Raw genomic sequence first — 12,669 nt, 5'->3', positions numbered from 1 at the left:
AAGTGAAAACCGTGAAAATATATTCCGATAATTTATCTTCCATCGCCCATAGCAGGCTACTTTTCATAAAGTTAAGTCTGTAAATTGTAAATAACCTAGATAGCTGCTAACTTAAATATGTACAATTAACATACAAACAACATACAAATAAGGACATTGAATTATGAAAAACACGATCCCCCTGCTCGCGCTTTCATCACTACTTCTCACAGCCTGCTCACCATTTAATGGTTCTCCTGAACAAGTCATTGATACCTTTAATTCAGCGGCTAAAGCCGGTGATGTTAAAACCGCTTTTTCGGTTGTTTATGATCCTAAAGGACGAAAAACAAGAAAAGTGGCTAACTGGTCAGAGAGTAAGCTACAGAATGCTGGCAAAATGCTTCAAAAAATACATGAACAAAAAACGGGGAATATGACTTTAAATGAAAAGACTTGTTATCTCGATGCTGAAACAATAGAAGCAGAAGGACTGCCTAAGGAGTGGGGAGGCGCATGCATGTATGAATATACATTGAATGACGGCTCAGTAAAAACGATTGATTTTGTCTACGAAAATGACAAGTGGGCCATGAGCTTCCCGTTCTAAGCTATGTGACGACAACACCCCATATAAACGCGCTTGCTATTAATTGCTGTAAGCGCTTAAACGATGTTTCATACTCTCGCATAGCCTCCGTAAGTAGCTGAAATTTTCAGGGTGCTTTTGCATATCATTAGTAATAAAAAGCTAAAAAGGATTCAACAATAGGCTCACTTTCAGGTGACTTCACGCGTGCAAACATGACATTACCGTTAGGCTGAATTTCAAACTGAATTTTATTTTTTTACCTAAGTGCAATGCTTAGCGTTCAACATTAGGTACGGTTGCTTGAAAACGATCGGTTAATGTTGATTCTGTAACTAAAGCTACTTGTGTCATATGCTCTCCCAAAACTAAGCTTACAATCAGTGGTAATGCAAATGCATTACCACTTCAAGATTATTAACTAAATATATTCTTAATTTAAATCGCAACGAACGCAATATTCGTTGTTATGACTACGGCCCAAGCTACCTTGTTAAATGTTTCTCGCGTCTTTGAATTTCTGTCAACGGTGAAACCTTAGAAGTCCATTGAGCACAGAAGTTAACTCAACCCTTATTAAACATAATAATAGCTATCGTAAATAGGGGTTTACGAGAGCTATTTTTATACGTTATTAGTACTACTTACATACTTACAGCCACACTCGAAGGGCGAAAAAATAACGAAACTTAAAGGTGCGAAATTTTCGCAAAAAAAACTTGTGAAAAAGCGTACCGATTGGAGCTATTTTAGCTGAACAGGCGTTCATTCTCTGCTTCATATTTTTTCGTTAAACAACTATTTTAAAAATCAGAACAGAACATCAATGCTAGCGTACATCGGTATATGTTTTATATATATGAACTACGTCTTCCTTGAATAAATACTTATTCAGTCACGCTCCCTTCCTGCATCAACATTAAAACGCATAAATAGCCTTATTTATCACCTCAGAACCCACTTAAAACACAAAATCAATTAAAAAACGTAAAAATAATCTTTGTTTAAAAAAGTTAAAATTTAACCAATTGAAATTACAGCATGCTTTTTAGGGTGCTCTAATTTTTTTATATGTCAAAAAATTATGTTTACGATTCGACTTGTACCTAATCTAAAACTTATAATTAATAAAACAATAAAAACCTCACAAAAAGTAACTAGTTGAATTAAAAGTCATTTTTAAAAGTCAAATTTTAGAGAATGTTAAATAGGGTGCTCTATTTCTGGAACTCATCAAAAATCTATTAATTTGCGAAAAACCTATAATTTGAATTCGTTTAGATGGGGAGATATTCATTTTTGAGATTATCTTAAATTTATGAATAAAACTCAGAACTTAAAGTCGCGGAAATAGCGGAAAATTGAAAGTTTATTAGCTGAACAGGCGTTCATTCTCTGCTTCATATTTTTTCGTTAAGCAAGTATTTTAAAAATCAGAATATCAATACTAACGTTCATCGTTATATGCTTTAGTTATACGAACTACGTCTTCCTTAAATAAATACTTGTTCAGTCACTCTCCCTTCCAACGTCCACATTAAAACGCACAAATAGCCTTACTTATCACCTCAAAATCCACTTAAAAAATAAAAATAAATTAAAAAACATAAAATAACCTTTTTTTTTGAAAAAAAATCAAACTTTAACCCATTGAAATTAAACAACATTTAAAAAGTGAAAATTACAACGTGCTTTTTGGGGTTCTCTAATTTTTTTATATATCAAAAATAATGTTTACGATTCGACTTGTACCTATGGAGCTAGTTCACTTGCCGTATTCATAAGAAAGTAACTTTTGTTGCTTGTACTAATGTAGGTCTTATTAGCACGACTAATTGACCACGGTATCGAAATGAATGCTTTGTGGTCCTTTAATAATTAAAACGTATGGAAAAACGAATTTATGAAATACAGACAGAAATCGATCCCACTTTTAAAGGCTGAGTTAAAAACTCACCCGCTATTAATTGAACTGACAAAAAATGATGTGATACAGCTAAAAGCTAACCAAAGTATCTGTGACTTACCCATAGAAATAGTACAGTCATTATTAGACTTGCACCCATTAGCCGTCACTATTGATACTGGCGATAATAGCTATTTAACGCTTACATCTAGCGGCATACTCGAACGCTTTAAAGCACATCCGTTGAAAGCGAAATTAAGTTTAAGGTTACATATTTACCCGCAAGAAGTTACTGAACAGGTTCTTCTGACAAACTTACTTTATGATGGTGCATTAACGCTGTTTTCAAAAACCAATTTAAGTACAAATATTAAACATCGACTTGGTTGTTTTAAAGCACACGGTATACACGCCCCTAAAAAAACGATATTGGCAAACTTAGCTAATACCTCTCCTTCTATTTTTCGGTAATGGAAAAGTCGATATGAGTATATTTACACACATAGCGAGAAGTAATCGTTTAAGCAATTCCGGGGGCTGTTATCCCGATGCAATGGCTTATACTACAACGCTTGCTATTTTATTAGATAAACTAGCAAAGGTAGATGTTAAAACACGTTCTGCAATAACGGTTGTCGCGCTCTTTATGTGGTTAACAGGACACTGGCGTGACATTAATAAACCCAGTGACATTCCTGATTTTATGCGAGTTTCCGGCGCTAGCCTATGTCGTCAATATACGTTTCGTAACTACCATGACGGCACCGTATCGTGGGCAGAGTATGCGTGTCCATATATAGACAAAAATACAGCTGTCTACTTATGGCAGCCGATCCCCACATATCTAAATCAGCTTTTTCAAACGTTTATTAGCAAAAAAGCCTACGACAGTTCTTTTTTAACTCAAAAGTCCAAAACAATCTTATTCAAGTTAATGTCTACGGCTTGGAAAACACCTCACAAATTACAACACCTACGCCGTGTACGTAAAGATACCCTGCAAAGTTACTTTGTAAAATGCGCCAAAGCAGATAACACATTGGGTGCAATTGTTAGAACACAGCTTATCGGGGCCCAACAAGCTCATCATAGAAGTTCGGAATATTATCAACAACAAAGTAGTGATAATATACGCAGTAAAATATTTAAGGCGCATAACCGCTACTTATCAAGGCTTATAACTGCTGCAAGAAACGCTAATATTCATTCGTACTTTGTGGTTTATCTGAAAGAATTTTCATTTAACCTAATTAAAAAGGAGCCTGATAAGGCTAAGTATTTATTAGAAAAAGGCACTATAAAGCACACTGAACTCGACACCTCGCAGTACGGAATAAGCAAAGTGTATACTCCTGCAATTATGTTAGGAAGCAGTCGTTCGTTGCATGATAAAGATGTGAGTCGTTTTTTTAAATCACTTCAAAAAATGGTTAAAGATGCCAAAGAGAGTATTTATGTCAAAGATCCAAGGCAAAAATCATCATTAGCCAATCAAGCAGCACTTCGCGATTACTATAATAAAGCAACCTATCGTATTGCATTTCTCTATATTTTCCTTACTGGCGCAAGACCTACGCATGGTATTAGTATTTTATCAGGTTATTATTCAGGAGCTGATATTGCGTTCATTAAGGATAAAGGCCGCCTTAGACAACTCATCCTCTGTGATTATTTTCAGCAAGAAATTAAGCACTACTTATCACTTCAAACAGTTATTCGTTCGCAACTCAATATACATAGTGAACTAGATGAACTTTGGTATACATGTGATGAAAAAAATAAGCCAATAGCGCTAACGAGTTATAAGCTGACTTTGTTCATGGATCAACTATGGCCAAATGTTATCCCCTACCAACTACGTCATTTTTTTAGTCATTGTGCTGATAGTCACATGTTTTCAGGCAAGCTGTTTGATAACGATATTGATCGTCTCATGGGTCATGAAAATTTGGGGGAGCAAGTCGGCAGTGACACATTATCGCCAAGACGTTTTGCTGTGATGAAGGACTATTTAAACATGCTACCGCAGCGCATTGGTTTGGAGGCGTTTATTCATGTCTAAACAGCTTATAGAAAAGCAGACCAATAAAATAAATGATTATTTAGTAAATACCTGGCCACATAGTACATCTCTAAAAGCTATTTTATGGGTTTTGAATAACTTACTAATGGTGATGAGCATACAAACACCTCGTTTAGATGATACCGAACTAAATATAATAAATAAAAAAATTAATACTATTCCAACGGGGGAGCAACGAGTCTATCGAAAGGCACTTGAGGGCGTTCTTTTTTATTTAGGAAATGAACGCCAATGGCAACTGCCTGAAAAAATAAAACTAAATATAGCGGATACGAATCATCTATATTTTGAGGAGCTTACAAAAGGTACTGCGCATGCACAGCAAATATTTACTCGTTACCAACAACATAAAACGCATTTTTTTACGACAAGAGCGAAATTAACACCCTGTTTTGTTGCATTAATGATAGGGTTTGAAATCGCGCCTTTATCATTAGCCCATGTGTGTGCAATCTTAAATAACACAGATTCAATCACAGATGAAATACACAATCCGCGCCTTGCTGTAACGCATTTTGGATGTGGTAGTGATCAACCGCAAGTAACACATTACCATATTCCAATAATATGCTACCGACTATTACGTGATTATTATGCACAACCCCTTGAGCAAATAACGGTGGCGAAGTTACATAACCATTTAACTCTATGGTTAGAAGAAGAAGGATTATCAGGTGTTAAACAAGGTGAGTGGCCAAGACGTTTTCAAATAAGTTGGTACACTCGCTTTAAACTCCCGTTTATTTTTATAAAAGATTTAGCCTGTCCTGAGCGCCACGTCGGTATATCCCGCGACGTTACCTCATTCACAATAATGGCGGATGATATTTATGCTATTGACTGGTATGCCAAGTCGTTTGATTCAATAAAAAGCTCAAAAAGCAAACTGCGTTGGCCTCATGAAATGTTACTCAAAGATCCAAAAAACCTAGATGCTATAGAGCCCCCTTCATGGGATGTAGCTAATATTTTACCACGCATGTTATTTGATTATACCAAACATTTTATTGTGTACGGGGGCGTTAAAAAAGCAAATCTTGCCTTAGGATCAATTAAAAACTATACCTCACTCAAAAGTAGGCTTGAGCTCTTCCCTTTATCTTATGTTGATGCAATTGACGAAGAGGCGGTTAATGTATGGGCTAAGTGTGTTTATGAATCAATAGATTCCGATATAGTAAAGGTAACATTTTATAATTTCTTGCGATTTTTAAAGCACCAAGAGCAAACAGATACGCTCGATTTATCCCTGTTTAGTAGCCCGCTAATACCGCCTTCTGTGAGCCCTGCACGTTTAAGCGTTGAGGAATGTGACCACTTGATAAAAACACTTATCGACAATGGCACCCATCACCCTCTTCGTAGTCTATTCTGTGTAATAGCTACTTTACTCGGCTTTTACGCTATGCTGCGCCGCGGTGAAATTCTTAGATTACGCTTTAAGGATATTCGTTTTAAATCAAGTACTGGCCTTATAACAATTACCGTAACAAAGACCCCTGAAGGCAACGCTAAAAGCGATACCACTCGTAAGGTATACACTACACTTCCTAAGCGGTATCACCTGTTATTTAAACATCTACTCGAAGTAAAAGAGAGCGCCTCCTGCGAGCAGCCCTTGTTGGGGTTTGAAGGTGAGCAGTACTATTCACGACAGCTTTATTATTTATTACCTGTGTCACGTGCTTTACGGTGTTTATTTGGTAATCATCTTAATTTTCATCACCTTCGCCACAGTGGCGTACATCTATTTATGCTGCAAACACTGCACTGCTTAAATGATACACCTGATGAGCAACGAGGAAACCTCCCCCTTGCTCAAGAGGCGCTATCGAGAAAATCAGTGGCTACTCGCTATGATTATTGGTTTGAGGGGCGAAAGGTTAACGAAGTGAATGATGCCGCCTTTTTAGATGAAATGGGTAAACAAATTGGTCATATTCATTATGGCACTACACGCTGGTCATACTTGCATGACATAGATTGGCTACTGCCTATCATTAGCCCTACTCATTCACCGTATACACAGCGCGAATACACACACAACGAGCTGCGTTATTTACTTGGACTAAAGCCGGACTCTAATGATCTTTCTCGCATATTACTTAAGCTTAGTCCTGAATACGCCAACAAAACTCTAATGCAAAAGCGTAGTAAGCCAATAACGCTGAGTGATTGTGAGCTTAGAGAAGCTGTATTTGGTAAAGCTATTAAAACGAAGCAAGGGCCTTTAACAATTGATCACAATTTAGCGTGGGAAAAACTTCATGACAGTGAACACTCTATACACGGTTTCATATTTAAAGCCATGTTCAATAATAAAACGCTTGATCTCTATGCACTCAGTTTTATTTGGGCCAACGGTAGTAAACACCACATTAATCCGATGAGTAAAAAACAGCGCACAGCTTTGAAAAACTTACCTCCCGTCATACTTTCTAACGATAAACAATCATTGCAGATCACGCTTGCCTGCAACACTAAAAATGCCAGTGTGTACAACGCCGTATTTAAACATGAAGATTGGGGATGGCTCAGCAGCAAGTTTGTACTGTGTATTAATCGAAAAGTTAAGCCTAAGCGGCAACTAGTATTAATCAAAACACTGTTTGCTCATAAAAACGATACTATTGAAGTAAAAAAAATACCTAAAGGAGAAACGCTATTAACTATTTATTTGACACCCAAAGTAGCCCTTTCAGCCGATGTGCTCGAATATACCCAAAATTTTTTTCATTTATTGCAATCTAATGAGGCCCAACCATGATAATTGTTCTACCTCACAATAAAAGCAGCTTAATTAAAGATATTACGGATGGAATTGATCGTCGCCACGTCGGTAGCCTAGTAACTATATTAATAGATAAAGAAGGTTTTTCCTTTACGTTAATCGTAGGTCAAAACTCTTTAATTTCAGGTTGTACAATTAAACTGAGTACGCGTTCTACTCACTTAAAAAATGCACAATTTTCAATTGATAGTGCTTTCGCTAAACGGCTTCCACACTACTTTCCATTAGAAAAAGACATTGTATTTCACTTTAAAACGCTGTCATCAGGCACGTCGATTATAGAATTAATTCACGTTGATTCAGATAAAAATAAAGCGAAGTCGAACCAAGATAATCAAAGTAATAAAATAACCATTCGTATATGTGATTGCCAAGAGGCATCTGAGAAACATTTAACCCACTTTGAGGATATTAAACAACTGCCAACTAAAAAAATCCGTAAGGCAGCCATCGAACGTATGGTATATGAGATAAAAAAACTTCACCATGGTGATAATTTATCTGAAGTATTTGAGTATATTGAGATAGATGTAGAGAAGCAGGTTATAAAAGTACAAATAGCAGGCAGAGTAAGCGAAATCTTTTTACCAAAAGAGATTAACTTACCTATTTCTATCGTTATGACACAAGAAAGCTTTAATCAATTTGATAGCTTGTGCAAATCTATAAAGGATGATGAGATTGGTGTAGTTCAACAGGGCGAGTTGCTTATACTGCAAACAGCAGAAGGAGTTATAACCTGTTCATTGGCTGGTGCCGATGAGTTTCATGCAAAAGAACCAGAAGAGACACTTTCTTTAATAAGTATGATACTTAATTTAAAAATATTTAAAGATGAAGTTAACCACTGTGTTAATAACTATGTCACCATAAAGAAAGCGGATCAAGCCTATTTATATCTGGACAATAACAGGGCTGTAATTGCTATTCTGACAAGTCCATATAAATTCGCTAAACCGCTGCATCTAAAAGAAATTGACAATAAAAAAGAAGGTGCAATCTCCTCACTGTTCCGTTTTTCACCAAAAGATTTACTCAAAGTAAAAATCAAGAATTCTGTCAACGATTACGCTACTCAATTACAAGTGATACAACATTTAAATGGTGAACTTAAACTAGGCGTATTTTGTTCAGAAAATAATGGGTTACCCTACCACACTATTTCTATTGAAAAAGATGATAGCAAGCTATCGGAAGTGGTAGCTATGCTTGAAAACTTGGATAAAACGCAATATTTACAGCAAAAAGGGCAGGGTGAGCTTGATGTTTGATTCCGATGTGAGTAGAAGGTGATGAACATTAAAAAACACTGGACAAATGCACAGTGCTTACTATATTTTAAGAGTGAAATTCTAGTCAGTAGCGCGATTTTGTACTTAGTGTATGGTATTCGCATAACTGATTAATAAAACAAGCAGTTGGGGTAAAGAGGCTGGCACCTCTCTACCCCGTACCGGCTGCGCGCATTTAACCGTACCCAGCCGATGGTTTAATTCTAACGAATTCCATTGGTGAGGGATAGATCTATTTATAGATCGACCAACTAATGGAGGCCATTATGGCTCACATTCGCATTCGTCCAAATGGACGTATTCAATTTGATTTACACCTTTATGGGCAACGCTTTCGTGAAGGCACTAAGCTCATGGCAACACCGGCTAATTTAAAAAAAGCCAATACCCTACTCAAAAAAATGAACGCAGAAATTGATTTAGAAACGTTTCAGTATCGCGATTACTTTCCTGAGAGTAAAAAAGTAGCGACGTTTGAAGCATTGCAACGCAGTAAACACCCCGATCGCCTTCATCCATTTTTTAACGATTACGCTAATGAATGGTTTGACCGTCAAAAAGCAAAATGGAAAAATAGCTACCAAAGTGTCGTGCGCAATATACTCGAAACTTATTTGATCCCTGAATTTGGTAATATACTCGTCAGTGAAATCACACTGGCAAACGTAGACTACTTTCGTGAAAGCCTAACGATGATAAAAAAGAATGGCCGACGAAAGCTTACCAACAAACGCATTAATGGCATCTTGTGGCCACTTATTGCGATTTTAAGCTTAGCGGCTGAAGAGCATGACTTTGCTTACCCTATGCGTCGATACAAAACACTTAAAGAAGAGCGAGCTGATTCTAACCCGCTAACGGCTGATGAAGTGCAATGCTTTTTAGAGGCGGCACTTATTGAGTGGAAAGATTACTTTAAAGTACGTTTTTGGACAGGGATGCGTAGCTGTGAGGTTCACGGCTTGCGTTGGGGAGATATAGATTTTAACCATAGGTTGATTCGAATTCGCCATAACTGGGTCAATGGTGAGTTGTGTGATGTAAAAACACCTAAGTCACGCCGTGAATTAAAAATGTGCGATACACTATACGCGCTATTTAATCGCTTAAAAGACCTAGCCGATACTGAATTTGTATTTACCCACAATGGTAATCCACTCGATACACATTTTGTGAGTAGCAAGCTTTGGTATCCGACGTTAAAGAAAGCAGGACTGGCACGCAGACGACCCTATGAGACCCGTCATACAGCAGCTGTTCTGCATATCGCCGCGCATGAAAACCCATTGTATATCTCGCATATGCTTGGACACAGTGATACTCGATTATTATTCGAGGTTTACGCGCCTTATGTTGCGAATGCTTCAAGGCAAGATGGTTTTGCGTTTAGTGAAATGATGGTAGAACGCGGAATTGCGTGAGGAGATTAATTACTGTGGTGGGTAAAATTAGTGAAGTTAAAGTTTCCAGAAAGGCAATTGAGAGCCGCGACTAACCAATAAGTTATAATCTAGCTGTACAGTATCCATATATATACTCGATGATGAGATAGCAAACTCACCATCGAGTAGCGGTACGTTTTTTTACAATAACGCTTTGATTGCCGTAGCAATATGCTCAGCCTGCGCTTGAGATGCTAAAGAATCAGTTGACTCGACCATGACACGGATCAATGGTTCAGTGCCTGATTTACGCAGTAAAACACGGCCTGTATCTGCCAATAATGTTTCAGCTTCTACTACTGCTTGCTTCACTGAATCAGTATTTAAAATCTCATTCGCATTATTTTGTGATAAACGCACATTTAAGAGTACTTGAGGTAATTTTTGCATACCGGCCACATAGTCTTTTAGTGATTGCTTTTGCTTAATTAGCGCTGTTAATACCAATAAAGAAGCGACAATGCCATCACCTGTGGTTGCATAATCTAAGTGTAGAATATGGCCTGAACCTTCACCACCAAGTTTCCAACCCGTATTTTTAAGCTGCTCAACAACATAACGATCACCTACTTTAGCGCGCTTGAATGGTATATCCATTTCCTTAAGCGCTAGCTCTAACCCGAGGTTAGACATCAGTGTACCAACAACACCACCCTGCATTTTGCCTTGCAGCTTTGCTGCTTTAGCTAAAATATAAAGGATTTGGTCACCGTCAATCACAGCACCACTATCATCAACAAGCATTAATCTGTCAGCATCACCATCAAGCGCAATACCTAAGTCTGCTTTATGTTCAAGTACAGCTGCTTGAAGGCTATCTAGATGTGTAGCACCACATTGCTCATTTATGTTTAAACCGTTTGGTTTATCGTTAATGCTAATAATATCAGCACCCAGCTCTGCATAAACATTTGGTGCTATGTGATAGGCAGCCCCATTTGCACTATCGACAACAATTTTTAAACCTTCAAGTGTTAAATTTTTAGCAAATATGCCTTTGCAAAACTCAATGTATCGTCCAGCAGCATCGTTAATGCGTCTTGCTTTACCCAAGCGTTCTGAGCTAACACACTGCATAGCGTTATTATTTAATGCTTGCTCAAGTAAAGCTTCAATTTCTAGCTCTTGCTCATCGTTTAACTTCGTACCATAGTTATTAAAAAACTTAATACCATTATCGTAATATGGATTATGTGATGCGCTAATAACAACACCGGCATCCGCTCTAAAAGTTGATGCTAAATAAGCAACAGCAGGCGTTGGCATTGGGCCAACAAATGCTACATTAACACCCGCAGCAGAAAGCCCTGCTTCAATAGCTGACTCAAACATATAACCACTATTACGTGTATCTTTACCTATTAAAATCTCTTTTGTGCCACTCGATGCTAAGACTGTACCCGCGGCCCAGCCTAACTTCATTGCAAAATCAGGTGTAATAGGAAAAGTACCGACCTTACCTCTTACTCCATCGGTACCAAAATATTTACGTGGCATAATTATTCCTTTGCGTATTTAATTTGTTCAATTTTCTTAAAAATAGAGCTAATTTTCAAATGAAAAAGCGCAGCTTAAAGCTGCGCCTAAATAATTTCTATATTGTATTATCTAACTTAGTAAACTATAGTTTGAAACATCTAGACGAGTATCTCTACAAATTAACAATATTGGCAGTTTGTGAGTTTACTTATTTATTCACAAGCGTATTTAAGTAATGACCAAATTCAGTACCTAGCTTAGTGTCACGCAAACCATATTCAACAATCGCTTTTAAGTAACCTAGTTTGTCACCACAATCATGTGAACGACCGCTCATATGAAATGCTTCCACAGTTTCTTGTTTTATTAGTTCATCAATAGAGTCAGTTAGCTGTATTTCTCCACCCGCGCCTACTGGTGTTTTAGCAAGTAATGGCCAAATATTTTTACTAAGAACATAACGACCAACTACTGCAAGGTTAGATGGAGCTTCATTAGCATTAGGTTTTTCCACCATCGCTTTAATTGCAACACTATTCCCTGGATTAAGCTCTAGGCCATTAATATCTGCAATACCGTATTTGCTCACATCCTCTTGAACTACTGGTTCAAGCATTATTTGACTTGCACGTGTTTCACTAAAACGCTTGATCATAGCCGCTAAGTTTTCAGTTTTTTGATCTGCAGTGTATGCATCTAATATTACATCAGGGAGTAAAACAATAAAGTCATCATCACCAACGATTGGCTTAGCGCATAACACAGCATGCCCAAGACCTTTAGCTTCACCTTGGCGAACACTCATAATGGTTACATCAGAAGGGCAAATAGAACGTACTTCATCAAGTAATGTACGTTTAACACGCTTTTCAAGCGTAGCTTCCAACTCGTAGCTTGTATCAAAGTGATTTTCAATCGCATTCTTAGAGCTATGTGTTACTAATACAATTTCTTTAATACCTGCGGCAATACATTCAGCCACAATGTATTGAATAAGCGGTTTATCTACAATCGGAAGCATTTCTTTTGGAATTGCTTTGGTCATAGGTAACATGCGCGTGCCTAGACCGGCAACAGGGATAACAGCTTTCATGGTAGTCCTTTATTT

General features: G+C 37.4%; 8 protein-coding genes. 6 read left to right on the top strand and 2 right to left on the bottom strand.

From position 1 onward, the window contains the following. The first annotated feature begins 163 nt into the window (after positions 1-163). The 6 genes from H5088_RS05215 to H5088_RS05190 all read left to right on the top strand — a co-directional run bounded on the left by H5088_RS05215 (position 164) and on the right by H5088_RS05190 (position 10,061). Entirely contained in the window at positions 164-589 is a 426-nt protein-coding gene (locus tag H5088_RS05215) for a hypothetical protein (protein ID WP_182752376.1), read from the top strand. 1,882 nt (positions 590-2,471) lie between these two features. Continuing rightward, on the top strand, positions 2,472-2,945 hold the full coding sequence (locus H5088_RS05210) for a hypothetical protein (RefSeq protein ID WP_182752375.1): 474 nt from the start codon (positions 2,472-2,474) through the stop codon (positions 2,943-2,945). A gap of 13 nt (positions 2,946-2,958) precedes the next feature. Then, entirely contained in the window at positions 2,959-4,536 is a 1,578-nt protein-coding gene (locus H5088_RS05205; RefSeq protein ID WP_182752374.1) for a hypothetical protein, read from the top strand. Next, positions 4,529-7,324, top strand: a complete 2,796-nt coding sequence (locus tag H5088_RS05200; protein WP_182752373.1) for a site-specific integrase — start codon at positions 4,529-4,531, stop codon at positions 7,322-7,324. Before H5088_RS05205 ends, H5088_RS05200 begins: the two co-directional genes overlap by 8 nt. Further along, positions 7,321-8,619, top strand: a complete 1,299-nt coding sequence (locus H5088_RS05195) for a hypothetical protein (protein WP_182752372.1) — start codon at positions 7,321-7,323, stop codon at positions 8,617-8,619. Before H5088_RS05200 ends, H5088_RS05195 begins: the two co-directional genes overlap by 4 nt. Before the next feature lie 287 nt (positions 8,620-8,906). Continuing rightward, entirely contained in the window at positions 8,907-10,061 is a 1,155-nt protein-coding gene (locus tag H5088_RS05190; RefSeq protein ID WP_182752371.1) for an Arm DNA-binding domain-containing protein, read from the top strand. Between the two features lie 162 nt (positions 10,062-10,223). On the opposite strand, the gene glmM is transcribed toward H5088_RS05190, so the two are convergent. Then, the gene (gene glmM, locus H5088_RS05185) at positions 10,224-11,579 is read right to left on the bottom strand and encodes a phosphoglucosamine mutase (protein WP_182752370.1); all 1,356 of its coding nucleotides are present in this window, start codon (positions 11,577-11,579) and stop codon (positions 10,224-10,226) included. A gap of 190 nt (positions 11,580-11,769) precedes the next feature. Beyond that, positions 11,770-12,654, bottom strand: a complete 885-nt coding sequence (gene galU / locus H5088_RS05180; RefSeq protein ID WP_182752369.1) for a UTP--glucose-1-phosphate uridylyltransferase GalU — start codon at positions 12,652-12,654, stop codon at positions 11,770-11,772. Positions 12,655-12,669 lie beyond the last annotated feature (15 nt).

Origin of the sequence: Pseudoalteromonas sp. SR43-3 (assembly GCF_014163875.1) — a bacterium.
Classification (GTDB): domain Bacteria; phylum Pseudomonadota; class Gammaproteobacteria; order Enterobacterales; family Alteromonadaceae; genus Pseudoalteromonas; species Pseudoalteromonas distincta.
The sequence above is the reverse complement of the archived record's forward strand: the minus strand, read 5'-3'. Positions and strand labels throughout refer to the sequence as shown.

Bases quoted from the DNA above. Each gene is read 5' to 3' on its own strand.
- H5088_RS05215 (WP_182752376.1), top strand. From the start codon at position 164: ATGAAAAACACGATCCCCCTGCTCGCGCTTTCATCACTACTTCTCACA.
- H5088_RS05195 (WP_182752372.1), top strand. From the start codon at position 7,321: ATGATAATTGTTCTACCTCACAATAAAAGCAGCTTAATTAAAGATATT.
- H5088_RS05200 (WP_182752373.1), top strand. From the start codon at position 4,529: ATGTCTAAACAGCTTATAGAAAAGCAGACCAATAAAATAAATGATTAT.
- H5088_RS05205 (WP_182752374.1), top strand. From the start codon at position 2,959: ATGAGTATATTTACACACATAGCGAGAAGTAATCGTTTAAGCAATTCC.
- glmM (WP_182752370.1), bottom strand. From the start codon at position 11,579: ATGCCACGTAAATATTTTGGTACCGATGGAGTAAGAGGTAAGGTCGGT.
- galU (WP_182752369.1), bottom strand. From the start codon at position 12,654: ATGAAAGCTGTTATCCCTGTTGCCGGTCTAGGCACGCGCATGTTACCT.
- H5088_RS05190 (WP_182752371.1), top strand. From the start codon at position 8,907: ATGGCTCACATTCGCATTCGTCCAAATGGACGTATTCAATTTGATTTA.
- H5088_RS05210 (WP_182752375.1), top strand. From the start codon at position 2,472: ATGAAATACAGACAGAAATCGATCCCACTTTTAAAGGCTGAGTTAAAA.